Source organism: Porphyromonas sp. oral taxon 278 str. W7784 (assembly GCF_000467855.2).
Classification (GTDB): Bacteria; Bacteroidota; Bacteroidia; order Bacteroidales; family Porphyromonadaceae; genus Porphyromonas.
In genome coordinates this window covers 262107-279583 of sequence record NZ_KI259230.1, presented here as the reverse complement: position 1 = coordinate 279583, position 17477 = coordinate 262107, and the positions used below count along the sequence as shown (strand labels likewise).

General features: G+C 56.4%; 13 protein-coding genes. 1 reads left to right on the top strand and 12 read right to left on the bottom strand.

All coding sequences use genetic code 11. The features are described from left to right. Positions 1 to 589: 589 nt before the first annotated feature. From eno to HMPREF1556_RS04070, 12 genes are all read right to left on the bottom strand, one after another. Positions 590 to 1870, bottom strand: a complete 1281-nt coding sequence (eno, locus tag HMPREF1556_RS04125; RefSeq protein WP_021667024.1) for a phosphopyruvate hydratase — start codon at positions 1868 to 1870, stop codon at positions 590 to 592. A 161-nt stretch (positions 1871 to 2031) separates the two neighbouring features. Beyond that, on the bottom strand, positions 2032 to 2922 hold the full coding sequence (locus tag HMPREF1556_RS04120) for a carbon-nitrogen hydrolase (RefSeq protein WP_021667023.1): 891 nt from the start codon (positions 2920 to 2922) through the stop codon (positions 2032 to 2034). Then, complete coding sequence (locus HMPREF1556_RS04115; RefSeq protein ID WP_021667022.1) at positions 2922 to 3992, bottom strand: agmatine deiminase family protein; 1071 nt, start codon at positions 3990 to 3992, stop codon at positions 2922 to 2924. The genes HMPREF1556_RS04120 and HMPREF1556_RS04115 overlap by 1 nt, the downstream gene beginning before the upstream one ends. Beyond that, positions 3992 to 4612: a nicotinate-nicotinamide nucleotide adenylyltransferase gene (locus HMPREF1556_RS04110; RefSeq protein ID WP_021667021.1), complete on the bottom strand. Its 621-nt coding sequence runs from the start codon at positions 4610 to 4612 to the stop codon at positions 3992 to 3994. Before HMPREF1556_RS04110 ends, HMPREF1556_RS04115 begins: the two co-directional genes overlap by 1 nt. 19 nt (positions 4613 to 4631) lie before the next feature. After that, entirely contained in the window at positions 4632 to 5819 is a 1188-nt protein-coding gene (gene pncB, locus HMPREF1556_RS04105) for a nicotinate phosphoribosyltransferase (protein WP_021667020.1), read from the bottom strand. Between the two features lie 416 nt (positions 5820 to 6235). Next, entirely contained in the window at positions 6236 to 7234 is a 999-nt protein-coding gene (locus tag HMPREF1556_RS04100) for a YitT family protein (RefSeq protein ID WP_021667019.1), read from the bottom strand. A gap of 43 nt (positions 7235 to 7277) precedes the next feature. Continuing rightward, positions 7278 to 10076 carry a leucine--tRNA ligase gene (leuS, locus tag HMPREF1556_RS04095; RefSeq protein ID WP_021667018.1) on the bottom strand — a complete coding sequence of 933 codons (2799 nt, stop codon included), beginning with the start codon at positions 10074 to 10076 and terminating at the stop codon, positions 7278 to 7280. 244 nt (positions 10077 to 10320) lie between these two features. Then, the gene (locus HMPREF1556_RS04090; protein WP_021667016.1) at positions 10321 to 12417 is read right to left on the bottom strand and encodes an oligopeptidase B; all 2097 of its coding nucleotides are present in this window, start codon (positions 12415 to 12417) and stop codon (positions 10321 to 10323) included. A 59-nt stretch (positions 12418 to 12476) separates the two neighbouring features. Beyond that, the gene (locus HMPREF1556_RS04085) at positions 12477 to 13136 is read right to left on the bottom strand and encodes a WbqC family protein (RefSeq protein ID WP_021667015.1); all 660 of its coding nucleotides are present in this window, start codon (positions 13134 to 13136) and stop codon (positions 12477 to 12479) included. Between the two features lie 21 nt (positions 13137 to 13157). Continuing rightward, positions 13158 to 13823 carry a signal peptidase I gene (gene lepB / locus HMPREF1556_RS04080; protein ID WP_021667014.1) on the bottom strand — a complete coding sequence of 222 codons (666 nt, stop codon included), beginning with the start codon at positions 13821 to 13823 and terminating at the stop codon, positions 13158 to 13160. Continuing rightward, positions 13813 to 15270 (bottom strand): S26 family signal peptidase, encoded by a 1458-nt coding sequence (locus HMPREF1556_RS04075; protein ID WP_021667013.1) that lies wholly within the window; start codon positions 15268 to 15270, stop codon positions 13813 to 13815. Before HMPREF1556_RS04075 ends, lepB begins: the two co-directional genes overlap by 11 nt. Before the next feature lie 61 nt (positions 15271 to 15331). Continuing rightward, entirely contained in the window at positions 15332 to 16060 is a 729-nt protein-coding gene (locus tag HMPREF1556_RS04070) for a 4-hydroxy-tetrahydrodipicolinate reductase (protein ID WP_021667012.1), read from the bottom strand. A gap of 494 nt (positions 16061 to 16554) precedes the next feature. On the opposite strand from HMPREF1556_RS04070, the gene HMPREF1556_RS04065 reads away from it, so the two are divergent. Beyond that, positions 16555 to 17477, top strand: a 923-nt coding sequence (locus HMPREF1556_RS04065) for a helix-hairpin-helix domain-containing protein (protein ID WP_021667010.1), incomplete at its 3' end; no start/stop codon positions are given.

Sequence of the window (17477 nt, the reverse complement as noted above, 5' to 3'; positions counted from 1 at the left end):
ACCTACTGTAGGTCGTGATGACGACCCACAGTAGGTCGCATCAGCGACCTACCATAGGTTTCTTTTTCGCCCCACAATCGTCTTGGCTCCCGGCCCATGATCAAGGGGCGTTTCTACCCATGATCGGAGGCTAGTTCGAAGCATGATTCATCCAACCTCCGAGCCATCATAATCTTCGCCTGTCAGCCATCTTAATTTTAGCCCGTGAGCCACCATGGGACGCACCCGGACTCCACCTTAACTCGCCTCGACGAGGCAAGGCCTAGGAGCTAAGCATTCGGAGATACTCCCTTACCAAGACCAACAGCAGGGAACCGTAGCCCTCCCCTATTCTCCTTGCTTCCTTCTCAAGACAAGGCGAAAGACTTCCCTTCCTTGAACCCCACCCTTCTCCCACCTTCCTGCGAAATCTACTCCTTCTATCCCCAACCAGTAGACACAATAATAGGCACTTCGTCCACAGCATACTGCTTCCGAAGCGCCTACAAAGAGAGCCCCACGGGAAGAGGTTCCCGTGGGGCTCGAGGTAACTAAGTGTCGTGCGAAAGCGCTCAGTGAGGCTCTGCGACAGCACTTTTAGTAGAGGGGACTACTTGATACGCTTGTAGCCGTAGACTGCGAGGTCACCTAGTTCTTCTTCGATACGGAGAAGCTGGTTGTACTTAGCCATACGGTCGGTACGGCTGAGCGAACCAGTCTTGATCTGACCAGAGTTGGTAGCTACAGCGATGTCAGCGATCGTAGCATCTTCCGTTTCACCGGAGCGGTGAGAGGTGACGGAGGTGAAGCCATGACGGTGAGCCATATCGATAGCATCAAGCGTCTCGGTGAGGGTACCGATCTGGTTGACCTTGATCAGGATGGAGTTACCACAGCCCTCAGCGATACCGCGACGGAGGTACTCTACGTTGGTGACGAAGAGGTCATCACCTACGAGCTGGATCTTCTTACCAAGCTTGTCGGTGAGCTTCTTCCATCCTTCCCAGTCGTTCTCAGCCATACCGTCTTCGATCGAGTCGATAGGATACTTCTCTACGAGCTCGCTGAGGAAAGCAACCTGCTCATCGATGGTGCGCTTCTTACCGTTCTCACCTTCGAACTTTGTGTAGTCATAGATGCCGTCCTTGAAGAACTCAGAGGAAGCGCAGTCCATAGCGATGGTGATGTCCTTGCCTGGTACATAGCCAGCCTTCTCTACAGCCTTAAGGATAGACTCGATGGCATCTTCCGTACCGTGGAGGGCAGGAGCGAAACCACCTTCGTCACCGACAGCCGTGCTGAGGCCACGGTCATGAAGGACCTTCTTGAGGCTGTGGAACACTTCAGCACCCATGCGGAGACCTTCACGGAAGGAAGTAGCACCTACAGGGCGAATCATGAATTCCTGGAATGCGATAGGAGCATCGGAGTGAGAGCCACCATTGATGATGTTCATCATGGGGACAGGGAGTACAAAGGTATTCGTACCGCCGATGTAGCGATAGAGGGGGATGTCGAGGTACTGGGCAGCAGCCTTAGCTACAGCGAGGGATACCCCGAGGATAGCGTTTGCACCGAGCTTGCTCTTGGTCTTGGTACCATCGAGGGCGATCATCTTCAGGTCGATCTCACGCTGGTTGAGCACGCTCATACCATAGAGCTCAGGAGCGATCACGTTGTTGATGTTCTCTACAGCCTTGAGGACACCCTTACCGAGGTAGCGTCCCTTGTCTCCGTCACGGAGCTCAAGAGCTTCGTTTTCACCAGTTGAGGCACCGCTGGGTACAGCCGCACGGCCGATGATACCACAAGCAAGGTGTACGTCTACTTCTACTGTGGGGTTGCCACGAGAGTCGAGGATCTCACGCCCGACGATCTTGATAATTTCCATAAACTAGTTTGAATTAGCAAATCTATCTGATTATACTTTCTGCACAAAGATACGACGAATATATCAGACCTATTCTATATTTACTCTCTGTGGAATAAGGGAATAGGCCAAGCCCTATCGATGGGGACATCCTCCACCTAACTTAGGGCTGATACTTCGGCTTACTTACGGTAGCGCTTCGTCAGGTCAGAGAAGGCATCTATACGGCGATCTCGGAGGAAGGGCCACCAGCGACGTACCGACTCACTACGGGTGAGGTTGACAGGGACGACCTGGATCGTTTCCTCCTGTCCTAGCTCGCAGAGTAGCTCTCCTTGGGGCCCTGCTACGAAGCTCCTTCCCCAGAAGCGAATGCCTCGGGTCTGACCCGAAGGATCCTCTTCATGGCCGACACGATTGACGGTGATGACGGGTAGTCCATTAGCCACGGCATGTCCCCGCTGTACCAGCTGCCAAGCATCACTCTGTCGGGACTGCTCCTGCTCTTCGTCACTGCTCTCGTAGCCGATAGCTGTGGGGTAGATGAGGAGCTCAGCACCAGCGAGAGCCATCAGTCGTGCAGCCTCTGGATACCACTGATCCCAGCAGACGAGTATCCCTAATGTACCGACGGAAGTCTCTATAGGCTCAAAGCCCAGATCCCCAGGAGTGAAGTAGAACTTCTCATAGTAAGCTGGATCATCGGGGATGTGCATCTTGCGGTACTTCCCTGCGATCAATCCGTCCTTCTCCAGCACCACGGCAGTATTGTGGTAGAGTCCAGGGGCACGGCGCTCGAAGAGGGAAAGGACGAGGACGATACCGAGCTCCTTGGCTAAAGCTCCGAACTCTTCGGTGCTGGGACCTGGGATGGGCTCTGCCTCGTCGAAGACATGGACATCCTCCGTCTGGCAGAAGTAAAGTCCATTGTGTAGCTCCTGTAGTACGACCAGTTCGGCACCCTCAGCTACGGCCTTACGGATGGCAGCCTTCAGGCGGGTCTTATTGTCGGCGTGGTCGGCAGTATTAGCCTGCTGAATGAGGCCAACGTGTAGGATACGCTTCTCGTTCATTAGTTCCACTTATTCTTGTTGATAAATCCCTTGGGGAACTGCATCGTAGCACAATGCAAGCTCCCGTGCTGGTAGATCAGCGCTCGACTGTCTACGCCTACGACGGCGAGCTCTGGCAAGGCCTTGCGTAGGCGCTCTAGAGCCACTTCATCCGAAGGCACCCCGTAGGTAGGTACGAGCAGTGCGCCATTGACGAAGAGGAAGTTGGCGTAGGTAGCTGGGAGACGCTCGCCTTCTTCGTCGTAGATCGCTGGGGGAAGAGGGAGCTCCACGAGCTGGTGGGGCTTATCCTCGAGGGTACGGAAGTTCTCCAGCTCCTCACGCATCCTACGGAGGGCGTGGTAGTGGCTATCACGCTCATCATCGCACCCGACATAGGCGATCATCTCAGGGGTAATGAAGCGAGCAAGGGTATCGATGTGTCCATCGGTATCGTCCCCCTCTAGTTCGCCATTCTCCAGCGAGAGAAGGCGCTTCCCGCCGAGGATCTCCATGAGGTGCGTACGCAGGACTTCTTCGTCGACTCCCGCATTGCGGTTAGGCTCGACGACGACGCTGTCTGTCGTGAGGAGCGTCCCCTGTCCATCGGACTCAATACCCCCACCTTCGAAGACAATGCTTAGCCCGTTGACATAGGCGACGTCTGGGGTGAAGGCACGGGAGAGGTAGAGGGCACGGGAGACAAGATTATCACGGTCGGCGGCGAACTTCATCCCCCAGCCGTTGAAGGTAAAGTCTACGATCAATGGGCGCAGCGTACCATCGGCTTCGTGGTAGTGGAGCGATAGGGGCGCGTAGTCACGACACCAGGTATCATTGCACTCCATCTCGAGGAGGAAGAGCTGATGCTTACGTGGCCTGTCGCCGAGGAACTGGCGGACATGCTCGGTATCCTTAGCCAGGATCAAGAGATCTTCCCACTCGAGGATCGCTTCAGCGATACCACGGTAGCAAGCTTCGATCTCAGGCAGACGAGAGGCCCAGTCCATATCAGCATTAGGCCAAGAGAGTAGGACGAGGTCTTGCTCGGCCCACTCAGGGATGAAGGTAACTTCAGGGGTTATACTCATTAGTTCTTATTGCGGAGGTCTAATTGGATGAGTTGTGCTCTTAGCTCTTCCCAGAGGCTGGGTACAGCTGTCTCAGCACGTCGGTCAAGGCCGGAGAGAGCGGCCTCACGAAGCTCCGTAGCACTCAGGAGCATCTCAGGAGCCTCAGGATGAAGATGGATCTCGCCACCCAGACGGGACAGATCCTCAGGATGGATGTCGTAGCCCGGACGTGGGTAGACATGCAGGGGCGTCGTAGCGAGCAGACGCTCGTAGTCGTACCAGCGATCCAGGAGCTGAAGATTGTCACTTCCGATGAAGAGCGAGAAGTGACAGTCGGGATGGAGTAGGCGAAGCGCCCGTAGCGTATGTACCGTATAGTGCGGTGAAGGAAGGATATCCTCCAGAGTCACGAGCTTCACTCGGGGATCGTCGGCGATAGCGGTGCGGATGTAGTCGGCACGCCAAGCGAAGGGTAGCTGAGACGAGGGTGACTTCAGCGGATTCACTGGGCTAAGCACCAGCCATACCTCTTGGCAGGGCAGGCTCTCTAGAGCATATCGGATGAGGCTCTGATGTGCTCGGTGTAGGGGATTGAACGAGCCGAAGTAAAGGCAGACTTCCCTAGGCAAGGTCTTCATCACTGATTGGGCAGAGATGCTAGACGTTGACAGGCAGACCTAGGGTACGCTGTGCGAGCTCGATCTCCTCGGGCTCACCCGTATGCTTGCCGTCCACATCACTGAGCTTGACACAGGGATGCCAGCGCTCCTTCTCGGTCATCTTACACTTCCAGAGCTTCATGACGATATTCATCGGACGGACACCGTTGCCCACGTCATTGGAGAGGTTGGTGCCGATACCGAAGCTCGCTCCGATACGGCCCTTACAATAGTTAGCGATCTCGATAGCTCGCTCGGGATCTAGGCTGTCGGAGAAGATGATGTACTTGATCGTGGGGTCCACTCTCAGCTCTCGGTAGCGGGCGATGACCTTCTCGGTGAAGCAGAGAGGATCACCGCTGTCGTGGCGGAGGCTCGTGAAGAGCATCGCATGCTTCTTACTGAAGTTGCGCATGAAGACATCCGTCGTATAAGTATCAGTCAGCACCGTCCCGAGGTCGCCGTCGTAGACATTGATCCAGTCCTCCATCGCCATATAGTTCGCCATCTTGTAGCCGAACATCGCCCCGTGGAACTGGATCCATTCGTGGGGATGCGTCCCCGAGACTCGGAGCCCGTGCTTGTAGGCGAAGTAGACGTTACTCGTACCGAAGAAGTTGTCTCCCGAGTGCTCCTTCAGGAGCTTAGTCACTAGATCTTCAATCGCTGCACTGAAGCGTCGGCGCATGCCGAACATCGAGAAGGTGATATTCGCCTCCGACAGTTGCTTTGCCTTGCGGATGATCGTCTCCTCGGTGTAGGCTAGATCGGGCTTCTGTCCCATGATCTGGTAGTAGAGTTCGCTGACCAGAGCTAGGATAGGCGTCTCCCAGAGCGTCACACGATAGAGTAGACCCTCGGCGACGATCGAGAGATAGCCCTCCTCATCCTGAGTGACCTGAAGCTCCTCAGGGTCGAAGCGGAAGCCTCGGACAAAGTCGATATAGGTGGGGGGAAGGTAAGGGAGTTCGCGAGAGAGGAAGTTCGCTTCGTCCTTCGTCAGGGCAAGCTCGGACATCGCCTGCAGTTCCTTCTTCAGAGCATCGGCGAAGCCCTGAGGATAGCGGGTCTTCCCTCGGTCAATGAAGCGGAACTGCCCGTAGGCACGTGGGTAGAGCTTCGAATAGGCGTAGCTCGTAGTGAACTTATAGAGGTCTGTGTCTAGGACACTCTGGATGATCGGCATAGTCTACTGTCACTTAAGGTGAGGAAGGCTCCTCGTTCGGCGGGAGCATCTTGACGCAAAGATAACCCAAACCAGCGACTCTGCCACCCCACTCTACCCGCCCTAGAGACGAGGGGAAGGAGCCTCGCTCCATAGCCTTTCGGAAGGGGCTCTCCAGAGGGGGCCCAAAAACAACCTACGGTAGGTCGTCGAAAAAACCTACTGTAGGTCGTGATGACGACCCACCGTGGGTCACTGCGACGACCTACCGTAGGTCGTTTTTTACACCTTCGGGAGGATTCTTAAATCCCCCTCCCTTCTACCCAACAAAACCCTCCCTTTCGAGCAACAGAAAAGAAGGGCAGAAAAAAGGCGGAGGCACTCGGTAACTGGACCGAGTGCCTCCGCTTGTACTTCGTCGGATCGTGTAGGGCGAGCTACTTGATCTTCTTGAGGCTTTCGAAGCCTTCTCCATAGACGCCCTTGACGGCACCCTGAGAGACGAAGGCCTTGGGATCAATCTCCTCGATGATGCGGGAGATAGCTACCGACTGTTGCTTGCGCACTACGACGAGCAGGACCTTCTGAGTCTGGCCCGTGTAGCCACCTGTAGCATCGAGGATCGTACAGCCACGGCGTAGGCGTGAGGTGATCGCATCATTGATCTCCTGGTACTTCGAGCTGAAGATCATGAACTGGATCGACTGCTTGTTGCCACTCGTATACCAGTCCATCGTCATGGCGAGGAGTACAACTTCGATGAACGACATGACGAGCTTGTCGAAGGCAACCAAGGCGTCGATCTTGATATCCGCTAGGTAGACATTGGCAAAGTAGGAGAAGAGGACTACTGTACCGTCCACAGCGACGAAGATGCGCCCGAAGGACATGTTTCGGTACTTGCTGATCAGTGCTACGATGACGTCCGTCCCCCCAGAGCTACCATTGACCGAGAAGATGAGGCCGAGCCCGAGGCCACACATCATCGACCCGAGGATGAGGGCAAGCAGGGGCTGATCCTTGAGGATCATCAGGTGCCAGAGCTCCTCGACACGTGGGTCAGGGATAGCCGTACGTGTGGCTATAGGAATAAAGATCGCTAGCAGGCCAATCCCTATGAGAGTCTTGATGAAGAAGTTCTTGTCAAGGAAGAGGAAAGCTATCAGCAGAAGGCTGATGTTGATGATATTGTACGGGATGTCGACCTTGATCCCTGTGATGATGGTGATGATGTTACAAATCCCCATCAACCCCCCAGTAGTGACACGCTGAGGATAGATCAGGAAGCTGAAGCCGATCGTATAGAGTAGGACCCCAAGGAATACGATCACTAGGTCCTTCCAGAAGTACTTCGAGAGCGCTTGCTTAGAGAGCTCATTCCCGAGGTCTTTGAACTTCTGGCCGACGAAGGTCACAAGATTGAAATTCTGTGCCATTGCTGTTGATTACAAAAGTCTATTGTTGTGATTAGTGCTATTGCTATAGGACTATGTTGATGATGCGCCCTGGTACGACGATCACCTTCTTGAGGGTCTTGCCCTCGAGCCACTTCTGCGCTTCCTCAGCCTGGAGCACTGCCTCCTGGATCTCTTGAGGGGTAGCAGCCGTGGGGAACTCTATGGTGAAGCGGGTCTTACCATTGAAGCTGACGGGGTACTTGACGCTATCCTCCACGAGGAAGGCCTCATTATATTCGGGCCACTGAGCCATGACGACAGACGACACCTCACCTAGCGCATGCCAGAGCTCTTCGGCTACGTGGGGAGCGAAGGGAGCCAGCAGGACCACCAGAGGCTGAAGTACCTCACGAGAGCTAGTCTTCAGACCCTGCAGTTCGTTGACACAGATCATGAAGGCAGCGACGGAGGTATTGAAGGAGAACTGCTCGACGTCAGCGCTGACCTTCTTGATCAGCTTGTGGAGGCTCTTGAGTTCCTCCTTCGTGGCAGGCGTATCGCTGACACGGAGCGTACCCTCCTGGGAGTAGAATAGCCCCCAGAACTTACGCAGGAAGCGATGCACCCCGTCGATACCGTTGGTATCCCAAGGCTTGCTCTGCTCGAGTGGGCCGAGGAACATCTCATAGAGACGGAGCGTATCTGCCCCGTATCGCTCTACGATCATATCGGGGTTGACGACGTTGAACATCGACTTACTCATCTTCTCGACTGCCCAGCCACAGATGTACTTCCCATCCTCGAGGATGAAGTCGGCCGTCGCATATTCGGGGCGCCAAGCCTTGAAGGCGTCGAGGTCCAGCTGATCGTTGTAGACGATATTGACATCCACATGGATAGGCGTGGTGTCGTACTGATCCTTCAGCCCCAGAGAGATGAAGGTATTGGTATCCTTGATACGGTAGACGAAGTTCGAGCGCCCCTGGATCATCCCCTGGTTGACCAGCTTGCGGAAGGGTTCATCCTCTACGATGAGTCCGAGGTCGAAGAGGAACTTATTCCAGAAGCGACTATAGATCAAGTGCCCTGTAGCGTGCTCAGCACCTCCGACATAGAGGTCTACTTGACGCCAATAGGCATTCTTAGCGGGTGCTACCAGAGCCTCGCTATTGTGTGGGTCCATATAGCGCAGGTAGTAAGCGGAGCTACCTGCGAAGCCTGGCATCGTACTGAGCTCGTAGGGGAAGCCCTCGGCGGTATGCCAGTTCTCAGCACGACCCAGCGGGGGCTGGCCATCGGCTGTAGGGAGGAACTTGTCTACCTCGGGTAAGCACAGAGGGAGCTGATCATCGCTGATCGTCTGAGGCATCCCATCCTGATCGTAATAAATAGGGAAGGGTTCACCCCAGTAGCGCTGACGGCTGAAGATCGCATCACGTAGACGGTAGTTCGTACGGACACGACCTAGGCCAGACTCACGGACATGCTCCTTCATCTTGGCGATAGCCTCCTGTACGCTCAGCCCCGTGAGGAAGCCTGAGTTGATGAGGACACCTGCCTTACTATCCTTGCTCTCTGACCACTGTGCGGGGTCAGAAGCCTCCTCACCCTCGGGGACGACGACCTGCACGATAGGTAGGGCGAAGTGCCGTGCGAAGGCAAAGTCACGACTATCGTGTGCGGGTACAGCCATCACTGCTCCCGTGCCGTAACCTGCCAGGACGTAGTCGCTGATCCAGATGGGGATCGCCTCGCCAGTGAGTGGGTTCTTAGCGTACGAACCCGAGAAGACTCCCGAGACACGCTTATCGGCCATACGGTCACGCTCGGTACGACGGCGAGTCGCCGCGAGGTACTCCTCTACAGCCTGAGCCTGCTCAGGTGTAGTCACCTCAGTTACATAGTCGCTCTCAGGGGCAAGCACCATGAAGGTCACCCCAAAGATCGTATCAGCTCGGGTAGTGAAGACTGTGAGCGCGCCTTCACGCTCCTTGCCTGATTCATCAAGAAGAGGGAAGCGGACTTCTGCCCCTTCGCTCTTACCGATCCAGTTGCGCTGTGACTCCTTGAGCGAGTCACTCCACTCGAGGGTCTCGAGGCTTTCCATCAGACGACCAGCATAGGCCGACACACGGAGACACCACTGGAGCATCTTCTTCTGCTCGACGGGATGTCCCCCACGGACGCTGACGCCATCACTGACCTCATCGTTGGCCAGGACGGTGCCGAGGGCCGCACACCAGTTGACCATCGTCTCGCCGAGGTAGGCTAGACGGTAGTTCATCAGCACCTCAGCTTGCTTCTTCGCCCCCCAGCTCCGCCACTCTTCGGCAGAGAAGGTGAGCTCCTGACTCTCGGCGACATTCAGCCCAGCCGTCCCATGCTTCTCCAGATGAGCGATCAGCTCGGAGATGGGGGCAGCCTTAGCTGTCTCATTATTATAATAGGAGTGGAAGAGGCGAATGAAGACCCACTGCGTCCACTTGTAGTACTCGGGATCGGAGGTACGGATCTCACGTGACCAGTCGAAGCTGAAGCCGATACGCTCGAGCTGCTCACGATAGCGACGGATGTTCTCCTCCGTCGTGACTTCGGGGTGCTGCCCTGTCTGGATAGCATACTGCTCTGCAGGCAGACCGAAGGCATCGTAGCCCATAGGATGGAGTACGTTGAAGCCACGAAGACGCTTGTAGCGAGCGAAGATATCTGAGGCAATATAGCCCAGCGGATGCCCCACGTGTAGCCCTGCACCTGAGGGATAGGGGAACATATCCAGGACATAGTAGGGAGGGCGGCTAGGGTCTTCGGTGACTCGGTAGACCTGCTCATCACGCCAGTACTGCTGCCAGCGCTCTTCGATAGCTCTAAAATTATATTCCATCTATAGGTAGTTGATCTTAGCTTAATGAACACGCAAAGGTACGTTATTTAGGGCAAATTAGGGCGTGTATCCTCGGCGTCCATAGCCACCGAATTGCCCCCTCGAAATAAAACCTACTGTGGGTCGTCTCGACGACCTACGGCAGGTCGGTGAGACGACCCACAGTAGGTTTTTTCGGCGATCCACCGTAGGTCGTTTTGGAGGTCACTCAAAAGCCCTGCTGGAGCGGGCTCTCTGAGCCCCCTCAGAGCATACCGAGTGTAAGCAGGAGGAAGGCATATTCGAAGGCCGTGTCACGGATGCCATCGTAGCGCCCCGTCGCACCGCCGTGCCCCGAGTCCATGTCCATGCGTAGGAGCAGGAGATGATCGTCCGTCTTGAGTTGGCGGAGCTTGGCCACGTACTTTGTAGGCTCGTGGAAGAGGACCTGCGAATCATTGATCCCACCCGTCACCAGCAGGTGCGGGTAGTCTTGGGCTCGAAGGTTGTCATAGGGCGAATAGCTCAGCATGTAGTGGAAGTACTCAGGGTCATTCGGATTGCCCCACTCCTCATATTCGCTAGTCGTCAGCGGTAGGGATTCGTCGAGCATCGTCGTGACGACATCGACGAAGGGCACGGCAGCGATCATCGCATGGAAGAGGTCGGGACGGCTATTAGCCACAGCACCGATGAGGAGACCGCCAGCGCTTCCTCCCTCGGCAGTGAGTCGCTCGGGAGAAGTGTAGCCCTCCTGGATCAAGGTCTCCGCACAAGCGATGAAGTCCGTGAAGGTGTTCTGCTTCTTGAGGAACTTCCCATCCTCGTACCACTGCTCGCCGAGATCGCTCCCACCACGCACCTGAACCTGTGCATAGACGAAGCCACGATCGACCAGACTGAGCACCGAGACACTGAAGTGTGCATCCAGCGTCACCCCGTAGCTCCCATAGCCATAGAGCAGGGCGGGAGCCGTCCCGTCACGCTGGAGTCCCTTGCGATAGAGCAGGGTCATCGGGACCTTCACCCCATCGGGAGCAGTAGCCCAGCGACGCTCGACGGTATAGTCATCAGGCGAGAAGCCTCCTCCGACCTCCTGCTGCTTCAGCAGGCGACTCTCCCCACGGACGAGATCGTACTCGTAGAGCGACGTGGGGCGATTCGGCGACGAATAGGTATAGCGGATCGTCGTAGCCTCGTAGGTGGAATTGCCCTTGAGGCTGATCGTGTAGACAGGCTCGGGGAAGTGGATCTTACTCAGAGGTTCTCCTTCGTGCGAGAGGATGCGTATCTCCGTGAGCCCCTCTCGACGCTCCTCCAGAGCCACATGCTCCCGATAGACGCCGATACTGTCTAGGCGGACATCCTCCCGGTGGGGGACGAAGACCTGCCACTGCGTGGGGTCACCGACTTGATCCTTAGGGGAGACATAGACCATCCCATTGAGATGCTCCTTGTCCTTGTAGTAGACGAAGAACTTCTCCCTATGGCTGAGGATCGAATAGCGTACGTCCTGCTTGCGGGGGAGGAAGAGCTTAGGCTCTCGGTCTTCCCCCGAGGAGGAGAGGTAGTACTCTTCGCTCGTCGTGCTACTACTCGTAGAGATGAAGATGAACTCCCGTGTCTTGGTCTCACTCACACTGCACGAGAAGCGTACATCCTGCTCCTCATATATGAGCGTCCCCTCCGCCTCGGAGAGTCGCTGAGCGAAGATCCGTGTCGAGCGCAGGGTCTCATCGATGAGGCTGTAGTAGATCGTCTCGCTATCTTCCGCCCAAGCTAGCGAGGAGATCCCATGGAGCGTAAAGGGGCGGTCAGTCCCCGTCGTGAGGTCACGTAGGTGCAGGTCGAACTCTGCGTACGAGCCCGTAGTATTAGAGAAATAGGCAGCAAGCTGATTATTCGGGCTCACCGAATAGCCTGCGAAGATATAGGCGTCACTACCCTCGGCGAGCTGATTGACGTCGAAGAGGAGTTCCCCGCCCTCTATAGCTGTAGGGCAGTCCTTCCACCTGCGATCGAAGTCCTCCTGTCGCATACGGTAGTGGACGGGATATTGCTTGCCCTTCTCCGTGCGGGTATAGTAGTAATAGCCCCGACGTAGCATGGGATAGCTCTGATCATCCTCCTTCATACGCCCGACGATCTCCTGATAGATCTGCTCCTGTAGGGACTTAGTCGAAGCCATGACCTCCGAAGTATACTTATTCTCAGACTCGAGGTACTCGACGAGGCGAGGATCCCCTTTGTCCTTCATATAGTAGAAGGGATCGATGCGCTCTGTATCTAGGTGGTGAAGGTGCTCCTCCTGTACTTCTGCCGAGGGAGGGAGCGGGTAAGAGGATGAGTGAATAGTATTCATGAATGGGAAATAGACATGGGTAGCAGGCTATACAGAATAGCCCTAGCGAAGGGGAGGGTCTAGCCTCTGGAAGGCGTCAGACTGTCCCGTAGGATGAGAAGAGATTCCGGCCCCATCTCGAAGAGAAGATCAAGGATGCTCAGCTCCTCGACGAAGCCAAAGCGATCCTGATAGAGCTGGTAGTAAGGAGGCCTCATGAGCCCTGCGACGGAGTGCCTCTTCTTGGGATGGATGACATAGCGAAGGTCGCAGGTCTCGGGGCATTCCTCCGCTGGGTCGGCGAACTCCTCCGTAGCACTCCAGTTCACCTCCAGCTGGAGCTGGCGGATGAGAACCCTAAGGAACTCTTCATTGAAATCCCAGAGGAAGCTATAGCGTCGCTCATAGAAGGGCAGGAGCTCATCAGCATAGTACTCGAAGAAGGGACTTGCCCCATAGGCCGTACGCAGAGCTTGGGCATGAAGGTGTCGCCAAGAGCCGTGCTCCGAGATACGGACGTCCCTGATCTTCGTCTTGAGACTGAGGGACTGCTCTACGGGGATGGTCAGTGCCTGCACACCATTGGGTGAGAGTATTCGGCAGCGGTTGCGATAGCTCTGCTTCAGGTAGTGCTCCTGTGCCTCCAGACCGACCGCCTTGCCTTGGTACTCATAGAGCTTAGCGAAGTAACTGATCGGGGGCGCATAGGCCGTGGATAGGAGGAGATCAAAGGGCTTCATCCGTGGAGGAGCGTAGAGGGGTCAGAGGGAGAAGAGTACGATCCCAAGGATCGCATCAGCGGGCAGGATACCCAGATGACGGGAGTCGGGAGCGGCTTGGGTCTGATCTGTCAGCACCCAATAGTAGTCTCTTCGGAAGGTATGATAGGGGTTCTTAGCTAGCACCTTGAGCCAGTGCTTCGGGTCGGTACCCTCCAGAGCGACTTCATCGGGGGCACTGGGGTAAAGCTTCTGCTCCTCGAGCAGAGCCGATCGGTAGGCTACGAGGTTCGTCGAGGTGATGGGATAGACACCGCCCTCACGAGGTAGGCGTAGAGCGTAGCTTTCGGTAGGGTTGATCTCATGGCGGTAGTCATGTACCTCCTCCTCATTCACCATGAGTCTCCCCGCTCGGAGCTCTATAGAGTCACCGGGGAGCGCCACGATACGCCCCAGGTGGAGAGACTCAGGAGTACGCCCCCGTGGTGAGGGTAGACGGAAGAGGACGATATCGCCGTGCTTCGGGCTGTGTGACCGTCGAGCCAGAGCCCACGCCCCGAGACGGAGGTCGGGGGACTGAGCAGAGGTCATCACCCGAAAGGGTAGGAAGAAAAACAAACGTAGCACGACCACTAGGACGATCAGCCCTAGTGGCAGTGCTCCGTAGCGGACAAACGAGCTGTGTAAGATCCTTCGATTACTTGTCATGAATCAGACGCATCATCCGAGACCATCGGATACCGCCCTGTAGGAGGGGACGCTCGCTATTGAGGGAGAGCCAGAGGAAGGCGGGCTTCCCTACGATGTGGTCTTCGGGGACGAAGCCCCAGTAGCGACTGTCGGCAGACATATCTCTATTGTCTCCGAGCATGAAGTAGTAGTCCATAGCGAAGGTATAGGTCGTACGAGGCTCCCCGTCGATCAGGATAGTCCCGTCAGGTCGAGTCTCGAGGCTATGCCCTTCGTAGTTGCGGATACAGCGATGGTAGAAGGCCAGTGCTGCTGGGTGAAGACGGATAGTCATCCCCTTGCGAGGGATCAGTAGCGGGCCGTAATTATCCTTCGTCCAAGGCGTCTTGTAGTCTACAGGGTAGACCAGCCCCGAGGACTCTGGAGTGGCGATCTCTACCTGGATAGCCTTGACATAGGGCTCCTGGGAGAGACGGGCCTTCATCTCCTGAGTCAGGGGGAGGTAATAGATAGCACCATAGCCACGATCAGCACCGACGGGGGCGAAGGTCATCCCCGCATGCTTGAGGTAGCTCTCCACCTCGGGATTCGCTCCCGACTGGAAGCTTCGATAGTCGTAGATCAGCTGGAGGTCTCGGTCGTTGATCCCTAGGTCGTCGAGGAGCTCCTGACTGAGAGCCGTCCCATCGGTCTGCAGATAGTAGTTGTACTGCATATGGGTGGGGTTCGAGATCGGCTTACCATCGATGTAGACCTGCTTGTTGCGCACTTCGAAGCGCTCACCTGGCAGACCTATACAGCGCTTGACATAGTGGTCACGACGATCTACAGGGCGATAGACGATCTCCCCGAACTGTGCCCGATCCGACCACACGGCCTCACGTCCATAGCTAGCGCACAGCGTGTAGTAGTCGGGATTAGGCATACCGAGGGCGACGGTATCACCCGTGGGGAAATTGAAGACGACGAGGTCATTGCGCTCGACCTTGCCCAGCCCCTTGAGGCGTCGGTAGCTGAAGGAGGGATGATCTAGATAGGACTTGTGCCCAAGGATCGTGTTGTGCGCTAGCGGGACAGCCACCGGTGTCATCGGAGCACGAGGTCCGTAGCTGAGCTTATTGACGAAGAGGTAGTCCCCTATGAGAAGGGTCTTCTCTAGCGAGGAGGAAGGTATGGCAAAGTTCTGGAAGAAGTAGGTGAAGATGATCGACACCGTGATGACGACGAAGAGGATATCCTCCACCAGCGCCCCGAGGGAGCGAACGAGGGGATTGGGATGAGAGCGCAGGTAGCGCCAGTTGATCCATCGGGTGAAGTAGAAGTCGACCAGGAGCGGGAGGAGCAGGAGCCACCAAGGGCTAGCCCACAGGGCGAAGAGTATGAAGAGTGAGATGAAGATACCCCCCTTGATCTTCCTGAGGGTCTGCTGTCGAGGCGAGAGGCCTTCGATCGGATATTGTTTCATTCGTAGCTGCTTGTGGTGAGTAGAGAGGCGTGAAGTCTAAGCAAAAGGCTTAGCCCTTCGGCTAGCCGAGCTGTAGCATGTCGTCCATAGTCAGCCAGCCCTGATGCGTGTGAGCGAACTCTGCCGCCAGCACCGCACCCAGAGCAAAGCCCTGCCGGCCGAAGGCTTCGTGCGTGAGGACGATGCGGTCTACCTCTGAGGTATAGGTCACGGTGTGGATCCCTGGCACTTCGCCCTCTCTGTGGGCGGTGATGGGCAGGAGTCCCGTGTGGGGCTCTTCGGAGAGCTCCCAGCCCGTGAGCTCGGGGCGCTCACTGAGGATCGCCTCAGCTAGGGTGATGGCGGTACCGCTGGGGGCATCCAGCTTGTGTATATGGTGGGTCTCATCCATGCTCAGATGATAGTTCGGTGCCGCCTGCATGAGGGCTGCTACACGGCGGTTGATCTGGAGGAAGAGGTTCACACCGATGCTGAAGTTCGACGACCAGAAGACCGTCCCTTCGCCTGCTTCACAGCGGGCACGGAGCTCGGGTTGGCGGTCCGTCCACCCAGTAGTCCCCGAGACAACGGGTATCCCTCGTTCGATAGCCCGAAGACAGTTGTCAAAGGCCATCGCTGGAGCGGTGAATTCGATAGCGACATCCGCCGAAGCGAAGCGGGGATCATCGAAGAGCGCTTCCTCTCCTCGGTCGATGGTGAGCACGATCTGATGCCCTCGTGCCTGGGCTATTTTTTCTATGACGTGCCCCATCTTGCCGTAGCCGATGAGTACGATCTTGAGTCCTTGCATTGATTTGGTCTTTGCGTGAGCTGTAGTCTGTCTAGGACGGAGCCTAGTACAACTTGGTTATTTACACAAAGATAAGGAAAAGCTATAGACTAGGCTCGGTGCGCACCACGCTCTTCCCCCCGCTCATCTGGAGGCGGAGAAAAAGCCCCCTCGAGGAGGTCCAAAAGGGATCTACGGTAGGTCGCCTCGACGACCCACGGTAGGTCGTCATCGCGACCTACAGTAGGTTTTTTCGACGACCTACCGTAGGTCGCAAAATGGGCCTTCCCAGGCTCGGGAGAAGAAGGCTCGCCAAACCCTTTATTTATCGGCTAAGTCGAGGCCTTCGTCTACCCTCGTTCTCGGGTGCGAAATTTGCCCAAAAAGCGGGGCTCGGACTTGCTCCAAGTTTCACTACCTTTATACCACAAATCAGCGCACCCTCGAGTTGCTCGCATTACCCTACCCTCACGGTAGCCGAGACGAGCGACCAAGCGAAGAGAAAACACCGCCCCATGAAGAGTTCACCTCGCCTCTTCCCCCTTACCTCCCTCCTCCCGAACCCCTACCTAGCGAAGGGGCTCCACTGGGCGCTTAGCCTCACTACCCTACTCCTTTGCTCGACCTTCTCCCTAGGGCAAACACCCGTAGACAGCACGCAGATCGAGAGCCCTTGGCAGAGCTTCATCGAGAGTCAGCTCCAGCTGGAACTGATGACCGAGGAGGAAGCGAAGGAGGCTCTAGCGCTATACGACGAACTGAAGGCGAGCCCACTCGATATCAATTCCACTAGCGCAGAAGACCTACGGCGCATCCCCCTCCTCTCAGACTATCAGATCTACCAATTCGTACGCTACCGCACCGATCACGGCGCCTTCCACGAGTACTCCGAACTGAAGCTCGTCCCTGGGTGGAGAACCACCCTCCTTCGCCAGCTTCGCTCGGTGCTCACCTGTCGCCCGCCTTCGACAGAGACGAGTTGGCAGAGTCGATCCCTCTATGCTCAAGGAGAAGCCTCCCTCTTCTATGGACGACGAACGCCTCCCCGTACTCCGAAGCCACTCCTTGGGCCAAGTGACGCCCTCCGCCTCAGCTGGATCTATGCGATCCCACAAGCCTTGAGTCTCTTCGTCGCTGGGGAGAAGGACTACGGCGAGCCATGGCGTAGGCCGGGACATCGGGGCCTGGATGCCTACAGCGCACATGCTCAGCTAAGGCACCGAGGTTTAGAGCTTCTCCTCGGCGACTACCGAGTCGCTCGGGGCTGTGGTCTGCTCCTTGGGCAGGGGACCTTCCCCCTCAACTTCCTCGCCCTCACCCCACGCCTGGGCGACGGAGTGCGCCCCGTGCGTCACATGACCGAGAGTGACTACAGCCGAGGGCTTGCCCTCAGCTTCAACGAAGCCTGCTGGCGGGCGGGGCTCTTCGTCTCAAGCCG